The sequence below is a fragment of the Verrucomicrobiia bacterium genome, assembly GCA_019634625.1.
Lineage (GTDB): Bacteria > Verrucomicrobiota > Verrucomicrobiia > Limisphaerales > CAIMTB01 > CAIMTB01.
Genome location: JAHCBA010000012.1, coordinates 85909 through 101953 on the forward strand (window position 1 = coordinate 85909; position 16045 = coordinate 101953).

At 64.6% G+C, this 16045-nt stretch carries 23 protein-coding genes; 13 read left to right on the top strand and 10 right to left on the bottom strand.

From position 1 onward, the window contains the following. Entirely contained in the window at positions 1-939 is a 939-nt protein-coding gene (locus KF833_09505; protein ID MBX3745530.1) for a LysE family transporter, read from the top strand. A gap of 24 nt (positions 940-963) precedes the next feature. Here the strand turns inward: KF833_09505 and KF833_09510 are convergent, their stop codons facing one another. The 8 genes from KF833_09510 to KF833_09545 all read right to left on the bottom strand — a co-directional run bounded on the left by KF833_09510 (position 964) and on the right by KF833_09545 (position 7296). Further along, entirely contained in the window at positions 964-1392 is a 429-nt protein-coding gene (locus KF833_09510; GenBank protein MBX3745531.1) for a hypothetical protein, read from the bottom strand. Between the two features lie 53 nt (positions 1393-1445). Further along, a complete protein-coding gene (locus KF833_09515; GenBank protein MBX3745532.1) occupies positions 1446-2315 on the bottom strand; it encodes a type II secretion system protein in 870 nt (289 codons plus the stop codon). A 415-nt stretch (positions 2316-2730) separates the two neighbouring features. Then, on the bottom strand, positions 2731-3747 hold the full coding sequence (locus tag KF833_09520; GenBank protein MBX3745533.1) for a flippase-like domain-containing protein: 1017 nt from the start codon (positions 3745-3747) through the stop codon (positions 2731-2733). A 29-nt stretch (positions 3748-3776) separates the two neighbouring features. Then, positions 3777-4388, bottom strand: coding sequence for a hypothetical protein (locus KF833_09525; protein ID MBX3745534.1), 612 nt, complete (start codon positions 4386-4388; stop codon positions 3777-3779). Positions 4389-4427: 39 nt separating this feature from the next. Further along, a complete protein-coding gene (locus KF833_09530; protein MBX3745535.1) occupies positions 4428-5810 on the bottom strand; it encodes an FAD-binding protein in 1383 nt (460 codons plus the stop codon). Further along, a complete protein-coding gene (locus tag KF833_09535) occupies positions 5807-6031 on the bottom strand; it encodes a DUF2007 domain-containing protein (protein ID MBX3745536.1) in 225 nt (74 codons plus the stop codon). The genes KF833_09530 and KF833_09535 overlap by 4 nt, the downstream gene beginning before the upstream one ends. Before the next feature lie 600 nt (positions 6032-6631). After that, the gene (locus tag KF833_09540; GenBank protein MBX3745537.1) at positions 6632-7054 is read right to left on the bottom strand and encodes a PIN domain-containing protein; all 423 of its coding nucleotides are present in this window, start codon (positions 7052-7054) and stop codon (positions 6632-6634) included. Further along, complete coding sequence (locus KF833_09545; protein MBX3745538.1) at positions 7051-7296, bottom strand: hypothetical protein; 246 nt, start codon at positions 7294-7296, stop codon at positions 7051-7053. The genes KF833_09540 and KF833_09545 overlap by 4 nt, the downstream gene beginning before the upstream one ends. Before the next feature lie 68 nt (positions 7297-7364). Here KF833_09545 and KF833_09550 point away from each other — a divergent pair, with 68 nt between their 5' ends. Continuing rightward, a complete protein-coding gene (locus KF833_09550; GenBank protein MBX3745539.1) occupies positions 7365-8264 on the top strand; it encodes a DUF4143 domain-containing protein in 900 nt (299 codons plus the stop codon). A 272-nt stretch (positions 8265-8536) separates the two neighbouring features. Here KF833_09550 and KF833_09555 read toward each other — a convergent pair whose 3' ends face one another. Continuing rightward, positions 8537-8974 (bottom strand): hypothetical protein, encoded by a 438-nt coding sequence (locus KF833_09555; protein ID MBX3745540.1) that lies wholly within the window; start codon positions 8972-8974, stop codon positions 8537-8539. Between the two features lie 1160 nt (positions 8975-10134). On the opposite strand from KF833_09555, the gene KF833_09560 reads away from it, so the two are divergent. From KF833_09560 to KF833_09585, 6 genes are all read left to right on the top strand, one after another. Beyond that, a complete protein-coding gene (locus KF833_09560; GenBank protein MBX3745541.1) occupies positions 10135-11151 on the top strand; it encodes a TerC family protein in 1017 nt (338 codons plus the stop codon). A 357-nt stretch (positions 11152-11508) separates the two neighbouring features. Then, the gene (locus KF833_09565) at positions 11509-12351 is read left to right on the top strand and encodes a hypothetical protein (protein MBX3745542.1); all 843 of its coding nucleotides are present in this window, start codon (positions 11509-11511) and stop codon (positions 12349-12351) included. Positions 12352-12384: 33 nt separating this feature from the next. After that, entirely contained in the window at positions 12385-12654 is a 270-nt protein-coding gene (locus tag KF833_09570) for a hypothetical protein (GenBank protein MBX3745543.1), read from the top strand. A 126-nt stretch (positions 12655-12780) separates the two neighbouring features. Beyond that, positions 12781-13029, top strand: a complete 249-nt coding sequence (locus KF833_09575; GenBank protein MBX3745544.1) for a hypothetical protein — start codon at positions 12781-12783, stop codon at positions 13027-13029. A gap of 173 nt (positions 13030-13202) precedes the next feature. After that, positions 13203-13448, top strand: a complete 246-nt coding sequence (locus KF833_09580) for a ribbon-helix-helix protein, CopG family (protein MBX3745545.1) — start codon at positions 13203-13205, stop codon at positions 13446-13448. Beyond that, positions 13441-13857 carry a PIN domain-containing protein gene (locus KF833_09585; protein ID MBX3745546.1) on the top strand — a complete coding sequence of 139 codons (417 nt, stop codon included), beginning with the start codon at positions 13441-13443 and terminating at the stop codon, positions 13855-13857. The genes KF833_09580 and KF833_09585 overlap by 8 nt, the downstream gene beginning before the upstream one ends. On the opposite strand, the gene KF833_09590 is transcribed toward KF833_09585, so the two are convergent. Further along, complete coding sequence (locus KF833_09590) at positions 13809-14192, bottom strand: hypothetical protein (GenBank protein MBX3745547.1); 384 nt, start codon at positions 14190-14192, stop codon at positions 13809-13811. The two genes, KF833_09585 and KF833_09590, sit on opposite strands and share 49 nt — an antisense overlap. A 5-nt stretch (positions 14193-14197) precedes the next feature. Between KF833_09590 and KF833_09595 the strand changes: the two genes are divergently transcribed. The 5 genes from KF833_09595 (at position 14198) to KF833_09615 (ending at position 15936) form a co-directional block, all read left to right on the top strand. Then, on the top strand, positions 14198-14401 hold the full coding sequence (locus KF833_09595; protein MBX3745548.1) for a hypothetical protein: 204 nt from the start codon (positions 14198-14200) through the stop codon (positions 14399-14401). 35 nt (positions 14402-14436) lie between these two features. Next, entirely contained in the window at positions 14437-14583 is a 147-nt protein-coding gene (locus KF833_09600) for a hypothetical protein (protein ID MBX3745549.1), read from the top strand. Between the two features lie 157 nt (positions 14584-14740). Continuing rightward, positions 14741-15148 (top strand): transposase, encoded by a 408-nt coding sequence (locus tag KF833_09605; GenBank protein MBX3745550.1) that lies wholly within the window; start codon positions 14741-14743, stop codon positions 15146-15148. Positions 15149-15268: 120 nt separating this feature from the next. Then, positions 15269-15511 carry an antitoxin gene (locus KF833_09610; GenBank protein ID MBX3745551.1) on the top strand — a complete coding sequence of 81 codons (243 nt, stop codon included), beginning with the start codon at positions 15269-15271 and terminating at the stop codon, positions 15509-15511. Next, on the top strand, positions 15508-15936 hold the full coding sequence (locus KF833_09615) for a type II toxin-antitoxin system VapC family toxin (protein MBX3745552.1): 429 nt from the start codon (positions 15508-15510) through the stop codon (positions 15934-15936). The genes KF833_09610 and KF833_09615 overlap by 4 nt, the downstream gene beginning before the upstream one ends. Positions 15937-16045: the final 109 nt, after the last annotated feature.

Sequence of the window (16045 nt, forward strand, 5' to 3'; positions counted from 1 at the left end):
ATGCCTGACCTGTCTGTCCTGATGATTCCGTGGGCGGTCGGCTTCCTGGCCGGCTATCTCGCCTGCATTCCGGTGGGGCCCGTCAACGTGACGATCATCAACGAGGGGGCGCGGCGCGGTTTCCGGCACGTGCTGTTCATCGGGTTGGGCGCGGTGCTGATGGAGGCGATCTACTCGATGGTCGCCTTCGCCGGTTTCGCCCGGCTCTTCACTTCGACCTGGGTACGCGCGGTGATGGAACTGGTCAGCTTCGTGGTGGTCAGCGTGATCGGCGTGAAGTACCTCCTGACCCGGGAGATGCCGGCCACGCCCCACGCGGTCGTGGTGGTGGAGCAGCGCCTGCACCCGCACACGGCGTTCATGACCGGGTTTGTCAGGGTCCTGGGCAATCCGGTGACGCTTCTCTTCTGGGTTGCCTTTGCCGCCGCCTGCGTGGCCCACGAATGGGTGGACACCACATGGGCCTCGAAGGGTGCCGCCGTTGGCGGCATCGCCATGGGATCCTTCGCCTGGTTTGCCAAGCTCGGGTACGCGGTGTCACTGGGGCACCGGCGATTCTCGCCCAGGGTGCTGCTGCGCACGGCCCACATCTCGGGGGCGATCCTGATCGCGGCGGGGCTCTTCATGGGGGGCCGGCTCGTCACGGCGCTGGCCCGACACCATCAGCTTCAGAAGCCCAAGGAAACGCGGGCGCCGATCCTGGATCGGGCGCATCCCGGAGTTGTGGGTGAGGAGGCAGCCAATCGGAGGGACGAGCTCCGCGAGTCCTCGATCCAACGCTCCACACCGTTGCGGCCTCGTGGAACTCGGCCCTCCGAGGCGACGCTTCGCGAAGTTCGCACTCTCCCCACAAATCCAGGACGCACGATCCTGGATCGGGCGCCCGCGAAGAAGGTATTGGCGGCGCAACGGACGCGCCTTGGGTCGTCGAGTCCGTGAACGGGCTCGAGATTGGGCCCGCTGTTACCGGCCGGTTGGGGGCGGCATGCGGCCGATGCGACGGAGCATCTCGGCGGCGCGCTGAGCCTGGGGATCGCCGTTGGCCATGGCGTTGGCGACTTCCATCTGCAACTGGCGCATGCGGTCGATCTCGTTGCCGTCCTGCCGGCCCTGGGCGTTCATCCTCAGAATCACGTCCGCCGCCTGCACATAGTTCTGCGCCCGCATGGCCGATTCATATTGTTCGGGTGACGCCGGGGATCCATCGCCGCCGATCACGAAGGCATCGGTCGTCGATTCCTCGTAGCCGGTGTCGGCGTAGGTCTCGTCCGTCTCCTCCTCGGCCGGCATGTCCGCCCAGGAATCCTCCTGCTCACGGCTGCAGCCCGGACCCAGGACCAGGGCCATTCCAAGGAAGGCGCTGAGGGTCGCCTGACGCATCGGGTTCTTCATGGCTCGCGAATTCGATCTGACTCGATCTGACGGCGTCGATCCGACGGTGCGGGTCAATACCCGCCCGTGGGACTGCCGGGGACGTAGAACAGATCATTGGGAAGTTCCGCCGGCCGGAACCGGGCGCCGCCGCTGCGCACCCCGGCCATGTCGTAGTACTTCTTGAACTTCATCAACTCGGCGTGACCGCCGATGGCTCCGACGATGGCGCCGCCCTTCACGTCCATGGTGGTGGAGGTGGTGTTGCCACCGGCGTGGCGCTGGGAAATCCCTTCATGGGGCTGGTTGCCGGCATCGTTGAACCAGAAGGCATCGTACTCGTTGGCCTCCCAGAGCTGGATGTTGGAGGGCCTGAGGCTGGTCACCTTGTAGGTGCCCCCGTTCGGAAGCTGGTTGCCGAGCCCGCTGATGGCGCCATTCCAGGTGTAGCTGGTCAGCTTGAGCGCGCGCTGCGCGTAGAGATTGGCCAGACGCCCCATCGACTCGGCCTGGTCCTTGGGACACACCAGCACATCCCGGGTGGAGAGGAAGGGCGCAAGTTGCCCCTTCTGAAACCAGGGAAGCTGATTGGTGTGCGCGTACGCACCCCGCCGGCCCGCCGCCGAAGGAATAGGCCGGTTGCCGTCGATGCGCGTCGCGTAGCACCAGTTGTTCGGACCGTCGGGGATGCTCCCCCAGCTCGGGTGCGGCATCGATTCCTCGTTGTCCCCGGTGTAGAGATGGGTCGCCAGCAGGATCTGCTTCACGTTGTTCAAGTCCTTGGTGAGCAAAGCCCTGTCCTTGGCCTTGGCCAGCGCGGGAAGGAGCATGCTCGCCAGGATGGCGATGATGGCGATGACCACCAGAAGTTCGATCAGCGTGAAGGCGCTGCGGGAGGCGCTGCGGGCAGGGCCGGGCAAGGCCGGACGTTCGGCGTATTTCATGGGCTTGGGCTGGCGTTGACGCATCGTCGATTCCCCCGTCCTGCCCCCCGGGCCGCCTGGGGCTGGGGCCTCCGCAACGTGGCAAATCCGCCACGAAGAAGCTGCCGGCTGGGAGAATCTTGCGGGGGGATACCATGGCGCTTGGGCAGATGGGAAGTGTGTTTCGGCGGGCACACACCAGGGGAGCAGGGCGACTGACGAAGGCCCGAGGGGTCTGGTCTGAGGTTTTAGGACAGGATGAACAGGATGGAGCGGAGCAACAGACAGGGAGCTCTCGACCCACAGCGAAACCCGGCAGACTGGCGGCACTTCTGGATCCTGTTGATCCTGTGAATCCTGTCCAAATAACCTCGGATCATCCTTGGGGACTCGCGGAGCTCGTCCCTCCGAAGCAAAGCCGTGGGGCGAATCCGGCTCACGCAAGATCCCGCAACCGAACCCGATCCAGCAGCAGCAGCTTCCACCCGATCGACGCAAACACCACGTCGCGCAATCGGCGGATCAGCGCGTAGGCGGCTCCGAATGTCTCGTCCACCCCGGCCATGCGGCAAAGGAACACGATGCTGCCCTCCTGCACGCCAAGGGCTCCGGGGATGAAGACCGTAAGGCCCTTGGCCACCCCCACAAACGCCTCGATGGCCACCGCCTGCTCCACGCTCAGTGGCGTCCCGGTGAGCACGGCGAACACCAGGATCTCGGTGGCGTCCAGCAGCCAGCCCAGACCGTAGAACGCCAGCGCCCCGGCGAACCGGTACGGATGGTTCCGACGGAACCCCACGATCCGCGCGTCCAGCCCGTCCCATTCCGCCAGTTTCCGTCCCCACCGGGTGTCGCCGGCCCGAAAGCGTCGGACGACGCTGTTCAGCGAGGCGAAGAGGCCCCGGCGTTGCAGCGCGACCCACGCCAGAAGGGCGACCGTTCCGATCGCCAGCAACCCGCCCATCGCCTGCCGGAAGGCGGCTGGAGCGGTGCCCAACGCGAGAAAACACCACGCGCCCAGACCCAGGAACGCCAGCTGGCTCACACTCTGGAGGGTCTTGGAAATCACCGCGGCCGGCACCCCGTCGTGGCCGGAGACGCCGTGGCGACGCAGGAGCAGGACCTTGACCGCCTCGCCCCCGACATGGCCTGACGGGATGACGTTATTGACCGCCTCGCCCGCCCAGCGAATGCGCAGGAACCGAAGCCAGCTCAGCCGCGGCGGATGGCCGAAGCAACTGCGCCACCCGGCGGTATCGGCGAAATAGACCAGCAGGTAGGGAACGAAGACCAGCGGCAGCGCCCAACCCAGCCGGGCCAGAACACGGAAGGTGCCGGGCCAGTCCACCTGCCACGCGAACCACGACAGGGCTGCCAGACCGCCGACGACCAGGATCCGGCGGAGCCAGCGGCGACCGCTCGATTCCCGCGTTGACGACGGGCCGGAACGCACCGGGGGGCGGGGAGTGGGAACCCGCCAGGCTAGGCGACGAGGGAATGCGGCTGATCCGCGGTTTCGAGAAAGCCGCGGAGCCGCTCGAGGGCCGCAGACCAGAACGCCTGCAACCGATGCACCTCGTCCATGTTGGTCAGCCGGCTGTGCTCGACCTGCACCAGGGTGCGATCGACACTCCGCGGCCAGAGGTGGATATCGAGGTGGGTGTGCCCGTCGGTCCAGGTGACGCGCAGCGACTTGCAGGGGGTGGCTTTGCGGATGTGCCAGCCCTCGGCATCGAGCCAGGCGGCACGAAGCCCGTCCTCGGCCCACGCCGCATACACGCGGGTGGCGCCGGCCCGGATGATCTTGCTGCCCTTGGCGGCCAGTCCGTCCTCGCGCTGGTGCCGGTCGCGCAGGCTGCGCGCCTGCTCGTACACCTCCGCGATCATCTGCTGCCACCAGCCGTTCGGCTCGGTTCGTCCGACCACCGCGACAATCTGCTGGTGCGTCATCTCGCGCGCGCCCGCCGTATCGAGGAGGTCAAACCAGTCGCCCCAGCCCTTGCCGGTGGCCTTCCGCACCGCGGTGTCGGTGACACCCTGACCGCTTCTCCGGACATGGTCTGAGGTCGCGCTGCGCTTGCCGTCATGTTTCATACGCTCGAATTCCTTATCGGATCGTTCTCCGAATTTCTTCTATACAAACTTTCCCGGGTTGAGAATGCCCTTGGGGTCAAAGGCACCCTTGACGAGGGCATGCAGCCGGCGGCTTCCGGGCGAAACCGCCTGCGTCCACCAAGGCTTCTTGGCCAGACCGATGCCGTGTTCCCCTGTAATGACCCCGCCCATCGCCAGCACGCCCTCGAACAACTCGTTCAAAGCCGCGTCGCGTCGCCGACCGTACCCCGGCGACGACTCGTCCACCATGATGTTGACGTGGATGTTGCCGTCACCCGCGTGCCCGAAGCACGCCACCGGGAACCCGTGTCGCTCGCGCAGTCGCTCCCCGAGCCGGAACAATTCCTCGATCCGGCCCCGTGGAACCACCACATCCTCGTTCATCTTGATCAAACCTGTGTCCCGAAGCCCATAGGAAAATTCACGGCGCAACTGCCAGAGCCGTTCGGTCGCCTCCGGCCCCCGCGCGGTCCGCACAAAACGCGGCTTCGCCCGGTCCACAATCCGGGCCAGATCCCGTAATTCCCGCCGCACCGAGGCCTCGTGACCGTCCAGTTCCACCATCACCACAACCCCGCACCCGGACAGCCGCGCATCCCCCGTCCGCCGCCCCGCCGCCGCCAGGGTGAACCGGTCCGCCACCTCGACCGCGCTCGGCAGGAATCCCCCCGCGAAAATCTCCCGGATGACCCGTGCCGCCGCCCGCATCGATCCGAGTCCCGCCGCCATGCAGGCCCGCCACGGCGGCTTCGGCAGGAGCTTCAGGGTCGCCTCGGTAACCACCCCCAGCAGGCCTTCGCTTCCCACGACCAGCCGCGCCAGATCGAACCCGGTCTTGTTCTTGTGCGTCCGGCTCCCCAACTGCACCACCGTCCCGTCCGCCAGGACCACCTCCAGCCCGAGCACGTAATCCCGTGTGACCCCGTACTTCAAACACCGCGGCCCCCCGGCATTGCAGGCGATGTTGCCGCCCAGGCTGCAGTCGGCCCGGCTGGCGGGATCGGGCGGATAGAACATTCCCTTCCGCTCGACCGCCTCCTGCAACGCCAGCGTCCGCACACCCGGCTCCACCACCGCCACGAAGTCCCGGGTGCTGATCTCCCGGATGGTCTGCCAGGCGTCCAGACTGAGCACCACGCCGCCCTCTGCCGGAACGCACCCCCCCACATACCCATGCCCCGCGCCGCGTGGCGTCACCGGCACCCCGTGGCGATGCGCCCACTTCAGCACCTTCACCACCCCCTCGGTGGCCCGTGGACACGCCACCGCCTCAGGCGTCCGGGCGGCCCACCACTTGTCCCCCGCATGGGCACGCCGCGTCGCCTCATCCAGGCACAATTCGCCGGGCGCCAGCTCCCGAGCCAGCCGCTTCAGGGCCGCGGCCCCGGCGTGCGCCTTCATAACTCCGCCGACTCGCTCGCCGCCAGGAGGGTTCGCGCCTCGTCCGCGCGCTCGGCCGGGACCTTGATCTGAATGCCGCCGGCCGGCAGCGAATAGCCCTCGATCGACAGCGGATCGATCTCGGGATCGACCTCGGCGGGAATGCCGGCCGCATCGAGTCGGGAGCGGATAAGCTGCGCTTCGGAAACGACCAGCGTTTCGAACACGGTTTCTAATTCCACGCCGCCAGCGTGCGCCAACCGATTCCCCGAATCAATGAACAAGATGCCGATGACGGGCCCGCAGTCCGGTCAACGATCCAATCGACCCAACGGTGGAGCGCACCGCGCCGATCGGTGGGAAAGGAGGCGCCTTGGATCACGTTCGGATGCACTCCCGGATCTGCTGCCGGACATGGCAAACCATGGCGCGGATCCAGCCCCAACGGGGAATTGACACCAGGCAGCATCTTGCTACCCCGCGTCCATGGGCCAGCCAGTGAAGCTTTCGGACGCCATCCGTGCTCGATGCCCGGGTCACCGCCGAACTCTCCCAGCGATCCCTTGCCGGCACGAAGCGATCGGCAGGGGATCGAAGCCGCTCTGGTCGATCATCAGCGGATCGCCGTTTCTGCCCTGGCCATGGAATACGATGGCGAGCGGACCTCCCTCGGACTCACTCCCGTCCCCACGTATCGCGACGGGGCTCGTGATCGGCATTCCACCGTCGCCGCGCCGCGTCCGTCGCCACCACCCACGCCTCCGGCCGGGCAGTCTCCACTGGACCGGGACCAAACTATGGATTGCCCCCTGCGTCCAGGGAACGCATGGCGGGCAGAGTCTTCATCCTTCGTCCTTTCCTCGAAACGGGTTGATGACGCGGACGGCGTCGTAGGATTGGCCGGGGTTGAGGTCTTCGGAGAGGAGTTCGGTGCATCCTCCGGCGGCGGCGGCGGCCAGGATGGCGGCATCCCAGTAGGCAGTCTGGTAACGATCCTTGAGGCGCAAGGCAGCCTGCATGACCGTGACGGATAGCTCCACGACGGTGAAGCGGAGCCAGAGTTTGATCAAAGCCGTGGCATCGGCATGGGAAAGCGGCTGTGACCGGGTCGAGCGGGTGGCTTGGACGTAAAATTCCTGAAGCACTTGGACAGACAGGGTGAGGTCGTCGCGCCGGAGAATCTCTCGCGCCTTTTCCGCCTTGGCGCGTTCGTGGCTGCCGGGACAAACGGCGTAGAGGAGAATGTTGGTGTCAATGAAGGTCATGAACGCTCATGGATGGCATCGCGGGAGAGGTTCTCGGCAGAGGTAAAGCCGGGGTGGCGCCGCCAAAGGGAGTCGAGCAGGATTTCCTGCTCCTGCTTCAGATCACGGGGAGCAGGCGTCTCGGTTGCCAGGGTAAGAAGATACTTTTTCACGAGGGCAGAAACGGAGGCGTCGCGCTGAGCGGCGGCGATGCGTGCCTTGCGATAGGTTTCGTCATCGAGCGCGATGGTGATGTTTCTCACGAACTCACAGTATCACGTGATCACGTTTGCACAAGCCTAAACTCTGGTCGTCCCAAGGGCCTCGGTGAATGGCAAACGGGTCCGATGAACCACGCGGACGGGTGTTGCTTCGGCAAGAGTGCGAGAAGGCCTGGCACCGCCCGCCCCCGGAAATAGATCGGTTGATCGAGGGGCGGCGGCTGCGGTTTGTCCTCACCGGGTCCAGCGCCCGAAAGCTTCGCGGCCAGGGGGTGAACCTCCTTGCGGGTCGGGCGCTGACGCGTCACCTCCACCCGCTGACTGCCGCTGAACTGGGGAGCGACTTCGATCTGGAGCGCAGCCTGCGTTGGGGAGGGCTTCCGCAGGCCTGCACCTCGTCCAACCCGGCCGACTTCCTCGCCGCCTATGTGCACACTTATCTGCGCGAGGAAGTGCAACAGAAGGGACTGACCCGGAACCTGGCCGCCTTTGCCCGGTTTCTGGAAGCCGCCAGCTTTTCGCAAGGGGGTGTGCTGAACATGGCCGCCGTGGCGCGGGAGTGCGCGATCAGCGCCAAGGCGGCGGAAAACTGGTTCACCGTGCTGGAAGACCTGTTGATCGCCGTCCGCCTCCCGGCCTTTACGCGCCGGGCCAAGCGGCGCGTCGTGTTGCATCCGAAGTTCTACTTCTTCGACGCCGGAGTCTTCCAGACCGTGCGCCCACGCGGGCCGTTGGATGCGCCGGAAGGCATCCACGGTCCGGCGCTTGAAACGCTGTTCCTGCAGCACCTTCGGGCCATCAATGACTGCCTCGGTTTGGGTTACACCCTGCACTATTGGCGGACCCCGGCCGGCGATGAGGTGGACTTCGTCCTGTATGGTCCCCACGGCGTATTCGCCTTCGAGATCAAGCTCTCGCCACGGACAGCCAGTTCGTCTGCCGGGCGGTTTCCACATGGCCGTCGGCGAAAAGCATCATCCGCCAGCCGTCTTTCTCGCCGTAGCCCATGATCCCGGCGCCGGTCGTCGGCGGGTAGTCGTGGAAGTCACCCAGGTACGTCTGCTGGGCCGGCCCCAGGGTGCGGCCCGCCCGTTTCCTGGCGATGGTTCATCCCGGGCGAGTCCGCTGGAATCCCGCCACCCGCCGTCGCCAACCGGCCACCGCCACCACGAAATGCCTTGACAGGTGCCCGATGACATCCGCCCGGGTCGTCCCGGCATCAAGACGTCAACTCCGCGCCTTCCGGCATGCCACCCAGGCGCACATCGGCCTATCAACGCCGTCACCGCGGCGGCGGCGAGGCTGGGGTGACGGTGTTGGTCACCGTGGCGAATGCCTGAAGTCGAAGGGTGGCCTTCTCCGCGGGGATCCAGAACACCCCGTTGGTGTTGTAGCCGCGTCCGAAGCCCAGTCTGGCCGCCTCCTCGTAGGCACTTCGGGCCGCGACGAACTTGGCGGGGTCTGTCCGGACGAACAGGCGGTTGGCCTCCCCGATGATGAAGTAACGGGTCGCCACGCTGTTCAATGGCCCGTTGGCCAGGATCGCGTCTCGAGCGGCTCCCGTGACGCCGCCACTCGGCAACGGCTTGCCAGCCCGTTCCAGGTCCGCCTGGAGCGCGCCTGCCGCCGCCTTGAACTCCCCGATGCATTCCTCGGCCCTGTCGATGGCGACTCCGTAGTCCGCCGCCACCAGAGCGTTCCATGCGGCCGCGGTCAGCATTTCATGCTTCGCCTGGGCGAACGACGGGTACAGCGCAACCGTTCCTCAAACTCTGGGAACAGGAGGTCTTCGAGCTGTTCCTGGCCGAGGGTAAGATCACCGAAGAGGTCGTCGCGAACATGCGCTCCTGGAAGCATTCGGCCTTCAGCGTCGAGCAGAGCGTGCGGCTGGAGGCAGGGATACCGCCGGCATCCAGCGCTTGCTCCAGTACTTACTTCGTTGCCCCTTCAGCCAGACTCGGATGATCCGCCTCCGCCAAGGCTACGGCGGGACAAGTCGAGGTCACCGAGGCCGGGAAAGTCATCGACAAGAGCGACCACAACGCGGTACGCCGTTTTCCCGAGCCGGGGGACGAGGAACTCCTGGCCGGACCTTCGTGCAACTTCCAGGTGTTCGATCCCTTGGATTTAAACCGACCCGCTGACCTGTCCCAAGTGCGGTGCGACCATGCGCATTATCGCCTTCATCGAGCGGCATCAGACGGACGTGATCGAGAAGATCCTGAGGTCCCGCGCCTGCGGGACGGCCTGTGGGAGCCAAGCCCAGCGCGAGCTCCGCCTGTGCCGGCGCTCGTGGCGGCGGAAGAGGAGTGAAGCTCAATCCAGGGAAGACTCGGTGGGGAGAATCGCGCCGCTTTGCGGGGTGCGGTCCGCCCAACGGGGGGACGCGCCCTCAAACGACCCGCGACCCCCAGCCGGGAGTTGGTCGCCGCCTCCCCAACCGCAGGGCTAGGTCCGACGAACCGGCGGAGCCCCACGGCCGTCCCCCGGGGGACGGCCGTGGGGAGGATTCCGGCCCGTTTCAGACCGACTGCCACCTTGAAAGCCCCCTCCCAATCCGCCATCCTCGCCCCACCTCAAAAAGCAAATTCCTATCAGTCCTGCGTCCGCCGACGGGCAAAGAATATTGGGGTTTAGTCACTCCGGCGGCAGCTTGACAGAATCGAGGCCGCTTTGCTCTGATCGCCGCGCCTCTCCAGGGGGGTAGCCAGGGCCTCAAGGCCCCGCGGGTGTCGTCAGTACGGATGCGCTTCACGGCGTGTGAAGAATGTCCCGGCCCCCGCTGCATGCAGTCTCGCATGCCAGGCAAGACCGCGAAGGTGACCTGTCAATATCAATCAGGCTGGCTCGCCACAGCCTCCTTCGCAATTCGATGTCCTCATGTTGGTAACCCCCCAGATGTGGTCGCTGTTCGCGATCTTCGTTGCCGTTGCTCTGCTGGTCGACTTCTATGCGTTGAACAAACAGGGAGCGCACAGCGTTGGCATGCGCGAAGCGGCGATATGGTCCCTGATATGGGTGGCGACGAGCCTGCTGTTCATGGGATGGATGTGGTGGTACGTGGGAGGCCTGAGCGACGATCCCGCAATGCAGGCGATGGCCGATACCAAGGCGCTCGAGTTCGTGACGGGCTATCTGGTCGAGAAAGCCCTGGCCGTCGACAACGTCTTCGTGTTCCTGATGCTGTTCACCTACTTTGCCGTCCCGCCGGAATACCAGAAGCGCGTATTGATGATAGGCATCCTGGGCGCTCTGGTTCTTCGTGCGGTGATGATCCTCGTGGGCGCATGGGCGATAGCGCGGTTTCACTGGATTCTCTACTTCTTTGGCGCGTTCCTTGTGTTCACCGGTATCAAGATGTGGTGGGCCGCAGGCCAGGAACCGGACCTGGAGTCGAACCCGGCGCTGAACTGGGTCCGGCGTCGCCTGCAGGTGGCCCCGGACTACGACGGCGAGCGATTTACCACCAGGATCGACGGCAAGAGGGTGCTCACGCCGCTTGCGGTCGTGGTCATGCTGATCGGGATCGTCGACGTCATCTTTGCGGTGGACTCCATCCCGGCAATCTTTGCCATTACGACCGATCCCTTCATCGTGATGACGTCAAACGTGTTTGCCATCCTGGGGCTGCGGGCGATGTACTTCCTGCTTGCCGGCGTGCATGAGCGCTTTCACCTGCTGACCTATGGTCTGGCAATTGTCCTGGTGCTGATTGGCACGAAGATGCTGCTGCTCGACATCTACAAGATTCCCGTGGTCTGGTCGTTGGCAGCCACGGTGACCGTGCTGGCTGTCACCATGATCCTGTCGCTACTCATCCCACCAAAGGGCGCAGCCCCCCGTGGCGCATACCCGTTCAAGGCCAAGAAAGCACCAGGCACGGACGACCCGAAATAGCTCAGCGGCTCCGGCGCGCCGGTCGCGCGCCGCTCGCGGGAGCGAACACCGGCGTTGGTGTCACGAAGCGTGAGGCGTCGAAGGACGCGAAGTCCACGAAGGCAAAGGCCGCGCCGAATAGGCATAGTGGTGCACATGCGATGGACAAGCAGGATGTATTGGGCATGCAAAGGGTGCGCCGAGGGCGCAGCGACAAGCTACTGGGAACAACCTTGCCAAGAGGTGCGTGGGGTAGACTAGCAGAGCGAGCAAGATGGCTTTGCGAAACAGATGGTGCAAGAGGCGTTCAGAACTATCCAGTGTCTGGACCATGTTGGCCGAAGAACACCAACTCAAATACAGGAAAGGGATGTTGCCATGAAGTGTCACGAAAAGGAGATTGGTGGAGCGATTGGCAGTGGAACACGGCGTTGCAGAAAGGAGGATAGTGGCAACGCATCTGGAGGGGAGAAATGCGGCCTGTTCAGAGCGACGGCGGGTGGCTACACGGTAGTGGAGCTCTTGGTAACGGTAGGAATCATTGTTATCCTTGGGGGACTATTGCTTGGAGGGGTGCATATTGCGGCCCGACGGAGCAAGGACGTGGAATGCAGGAGCAACCTGCGACAGCATGGGGTGGCCTTGTTGGACTTCGTGGCTACGCATTCTGTGTATCCACTGGCTGGAAACGCGGACAAGCAGCATCCGGAGCACACAGTGAATTGGCGGAAATCGATCTTAAATAGCAAGGACTTAGACGGAAAACTGACAAGCTGTCCAACGGCAATTGAGCCAGTGGGGCGGCAGGAGGCGTTCATATCCTACGGCTACAATGACCGAGGAGTCATCGGGTCCGGTACGGATGCTCCGCTTGGGCTCGGAGGGAAGGGCGTTATGGGAAGTAGTTCGAGGTGGCCGCCCGTAGGCGAGCATGAGGTAGTCAGGCCTAGTGAGATGGTGGGTATTCTTGACGCAGCAACGGCATGGAGGGGTTTGATTGACGACGGGAGGAGCAGCTACAGCGGCCGCTATTTTTATGCACCCGGTTCGGAGGCGGGAAGGGACAGAATGATGAGCCGCCACCAGGGCCGCGTGAACGTTGTGTTCGTGGACGGGCATGTCAGCGCACCGAGGATCAAAATGGTGTTCGTGGAGGCGGACCCAAGCGGCCTCGCGATATGGAATAGGGACGGAGAGCCCCATGGCGAAAGGTTAGACTAGAATTCTGCCACCCATGTATCCATGGGCCAGCCAGTGAAGCTTTCGGATTGCATCGCGCTCGATGCCCGGTTCACCGCCGAACTCTCCCAGCGATCCATTGCCGGTCAGATCGAGTATTGGGCCAACCTGGGCCGGGGCATCGAACAAGTGATCCAGCGGGCTGCGCTTCATCCATGCGGAGGTGCTGGCTGCCGAACCCGGTCTGGAGCCTTACGCCTGGTGGCTGTCGTTGAGAAGGGGCAGCCCGTCCGTTTGAATCCACCCGTTCCCCGGTGGCTCCAGCCATGGTTCGGGTCGGCGTGACCGGAGCCTTCGCCCGACTCCGGTTGAACGGAATGGAACGGCGGCGTTGGCGCGTGGGCCCCCCCGGCTTGGCGCCACAGCCTGGCGCGCTTGCATGATGACATCACGGAAGTCACGCGTGACCGCGTGAACGTGCAGATTACGATTCGTGACGTTCCTCGTGCGGTCCGGGATGAACTGGCGGCGCGCGCCGCCTGCCAGGGCCGGTCGATGCAGGAATTTTTGCAGGAGTTTTTGGGTGCCGACCTGGAGCGGTTGGCGGCCCGCCCTCAAAGGGAGCAGATGCTGTCAAGCTTGCGCGAGCGCAAGGCACTGGCGGGTACACGGGTGGCGCCGGATGAAATCCTGGCGCAGCGAGATGCGGCTCGACGGTGAGTGCGGTTGGACCTCCGTGTTCCAGCGGTGTCGGATGGCGGGAGAGAGCCAGTTTGTCCGGCGTCCCTGTTCCCCATGGCCGTCGGCGAAGCTCAGGTGGGCTCCGGAGCGGGGGCATCGGGAGCATCCAGGCGGTATTGCGTTCACGGATACGAGGTAATACCCTGGCTCTCATGGCGACGATCACCTGCAAGCTGCCCGAGGCTCTCGACGCCGAGCTCGAGGCGGTGGCAGAGAAGCGGGGGGTTTCCAAGTCGGAGGTGGTTCGCGAAGCCATCGAAGCGAACCTGCCTGAGCAGAAAAGGCGGGCCGGGCTTTCCGCCTTCGATGTCATGAAGCCGGCGGCGGGAATCCTGAAGGATGGTCCGTGCGACCTGGCCACCCACCCGCGGCACATGGAAGGGTTCGGGCGTGACTGAGGCCGCCATCCTCGACACGGGCCCCCTGGTCTCATTTCTCCATTCGAACGAGCAGCACCATGGGTGGGTGGTCGATCGGCTCAGGGAGTTGCCACCCCGGTTTCTCTCCTGCGAGGCGGTCCTCACCGAATCCTGCTTCCTGCTTGGCTTCCATCCCCGTGCGATGGAACAGATCGACGCATGGTTGGAACGGGGCGTGATCCAATTGCCGTTTCAGTTTCTCCCGGAACGCCCGCGGGTCATGCGCCTGATGCACGCCTATCGGAACGTGCCCATGTCCTTTGCGGATGCGTGTCTCGTCCGCATGTCGGAACTGCATCCCAGCCTGCCGGTGTTCACCCTGGACAAGGACTTCCGGGTCTACCGGAAGAACGGCCGCCAGCGGATGGAAACCATCATGCCCGAGTGAATCGGGCCGATTTCTCGCGTCCCCACGTTTCCGGATGCGGCTGGCCGTCGTTGTTCCTGGCGATCGGTGAACCGGTCGTCGTTCACGCCGATGAAGGGGATGAGCTTGAGCTTCCAATCGTTCATCATCAGCCAGCCGTACTTCTCCCCGTAGCCCATGATCCCGGCGCCGGCGGTGGCCGGGTAGGCGTGGAAGTCGCCCAGGTACATCTGCTGGGCCAGCCCCAGGGTGCGCAGGTTGTTGCGGCCATCGGTCGCGAGGGCCGCCCCCCTGCCCCGGGACAACGCCGGCAGCAGCAGACCGGCCAGGATCGCGAGGATGGCGATCACGACCAACGCTGGTGGACACGGATGTCCTGCTGGATGTCGCCCTGAAACGCCCGGAATTTCATCGCGATTCCGCCGCAATCCTGGACTGGGGCGAAGCGCATTCCGGCAGTCTGGCGGTTTCGTGGCACAGCCTGGCAACCCTGTTCTACCTGGTACGACCCGATGCCCGGCCCTTCATACAGGACCCATCGAGTTCGCCGATCTCCCGGCCGTAGGACGGGAGGCCATGCTGGCGGCCCTGAGTTTTCCCATGGCGGACTTGGAGGACGCCATGCAAGCCGCTGCGGCACTCGCCTTCGGAACATATTTCATCATGACCCGGAATCTGGCCGACTATCGTCCATCGCCGGTGCCCGTGTGTTCGCCGGTTCAAGCCATCCGGCGGTTGCGGACGTGAACCGCGTCGGCACAAGCCTTGCACCCGCCGTCTTCCGGTTCCCCCACCTCGACCTCGGCCGCGTTGCGCGCCCCCTCCTCCTGTTGGACAGCGGCGATGACCATGAATGGGGGATGTGGTCCGAGGAGTTGCCATAGCGAGAACCCTTCACCTCGCGTTGCCCAAGCTGGCGAGCGCACCGTTCCTCAAGCTCTGGGAACAGGAGGTCTTCGAGCTGTTCCTGGCCGAGGGTAAGATCACCGAAGAGGTCGTCGCGAACATGCGCTCCTGGAAGCATTCGGGCTTCAGCGTCGATCAGAGCGTGCGGCTGGAGGCAGGGGATACCGCCGGCATCCAGCGCTTGCTCCAGTACTTACTTCGTTGCCCCTTCAGCCAGGCTCGGATGATCCGCCTCCGCCAAGGCTACGGCGGGACAAGTCGAGGTCACCGAGGCCGGGAAAGTCATCGACAAGAGCGACCACAACGCGGTACGCCGCTTTCCCGAGCCGGGGGACGAGGAGCTCCTGGCCGGACCTTCGCGCAACTTCCAGGTGTTCGATCCCTTGGATTTAAACCGACCCGCTGACCTGTCCCAGGTGCGGTGCGACAATGGTTCGGGTCGGCGTGACCGGAGCCGTGGACAAGGCTTGGTTGCCGGCCTTCGGACCCTTTGACATCTTGATGCAGCATATTCACACTTTGATGCATGCGAACGACGGTTTCGATCGAAGACACGTTGCTTCAGAAGGCTAGGGAGGCCTCGATCCGTCGCGGTTGCACGCTCAGTGAGGTGGTGGAGGATGCGCTCCGGGTGGTTCTGGTGAGCCAGCCCAAGTCGATGGCGAGGATTCCGGTTCCGAGATGGACGACCTGTTCCGGTGATGGCGTGCGCGCCGGGGTGGACTTGAACCATTCGTCCGCCCTCCTGGAGGCCATGGACGAGCCATGATGTTGCTGGATGTCAACATCCTGGTTCACCTCCACCGGGAGGATGCGGACCAGCATGACGCGATTCGGGATTGGATCGGAGCCACCCTCGTCGGTCATCGGCGGATCGCTGTCACCGACCTGGCCTTGAGCGGATGCATGCGGGTGGTGACCCACCCCAAGGTCTTCAAGCAACCCTCCCCCCTTCATCTCGCGCTTCAGTTCGTCGAGGAGTTCCGTTCCCATTCCCGGATTCACGTCCTGAATCCTGGACCGGGGCATTGGGAGCGATTCATCGAGCTCTGTCGCAAGGTCGATGCCCGGGGAAACCTGGTCCCTGACGCCTACCACGCTGCTCTGGCCATGGAACAGGATTGCGAATGGATTTCCCTCGACCGCGGATTCGCGCGATTCCCGGGCCTGTGCTGGCGGCATCCGTTGGATTAGTCCGGGGCTCACGCTGGAGGCCCGCTCCCGAGACCGCGTCAGGTCGTCCCGGGTGAGAGCTCCATGGCCGGGATTTCGAACAACCGCAGATCGTCCCGATCATGCCCCT

Coding starts and splice junctions, on each gene's coding strand:
- KF833_09505 (MBX3745530.1), top strand. CDS start 1: ATGCCTGACCTGTCTGTCCTGATGATTCCGTGGGCGGTCGGCTTCCTG.
- KF833_09510 (MBX3745531.1), bottom strand. CDS start 1,392: ATGAAGAACCCGATGCGTCAGGCGACCCTCAGCGCCTTCCTTGGAATG.
- KF833_09515 (MBX3745532.1), bottom strand. CDS start 2,315: ATGAAATACGCCGAACGTCCGGCCTTGCCCGGCCCTGCCCGCAGCGCC.
- KF833_09525 (MBX3745534.1), bottom strand. CDS start 4,388: ATGAAACATGACGGCAAGCGCAGCGCGACCTCAGACCATGTCCGGAGA.
- KF833_09530 (MBX3745535.1), bottom strand. CDS start 5,810: ATGAAGGCGCACGCCGGGGCCGCGGCCCTGAAGCGGCTGGCTCGGGAG.
- KF833_09540 (MBX3745537.1), bottom strand. CDS start 7,054: ATGACCTTCATTGACACCAACATTCTCCTCTACGCCGTTTGTCCCGGC.
- KF833_09550 (MBX3745539.1), top strand. CDS start 7,365: ATGGCAAACGGGTCCGATGAACCACGCGGACGGGTGTTGCTTCGGCAA.
- KF833_09555 (MBX3745540.1), bottom strand. CDS start 8,974: ATGCTGACCGCGGCCGCATGGAACGCTCTGGTGGCGGCGGACTACGGA.
- KF833_09560 (MBX3745541.1), top strand. CDS start 10,135: ATGTTGGTAACCCCCCAGATGTGGTCGCTGTTCGCGATCTTCGTTGCC.
- KF833_09565 (MBX3745542.1), top strand. CDS start 11,509: ATGAAGTGTCACGAAAAGGAGATTGGTGGAGCGATTGGCAGTGGAACA.
- KF833_09580 (MBX3745545.1), top strand. CDS start 13,203: ATGGCGACGATCACCTGCAAGCTGCCCGAGGCTCTCGACGCCGAGCTC.
- KF833_09600 (MBX3745549.1), top strand. CDS start 14,437: ATGGCGGACTTGGAGGACGCCATGCAAGCCGCTGCGGCACTCGCCTTC.
- KF833_09610 (MBX3745551.1), top strand. CDS start 15,269: ATGCGAACGACGGTTTCGATCGAAGACACGTTGCTTCAGAAGGCTAGG.
- KF833_09615 (MBX3745552.1), top strand. CDS start 15,508: ATGATGTTGCTGGATGTCAACATCCTGGTTCACCTCCACCGGGAGGAT.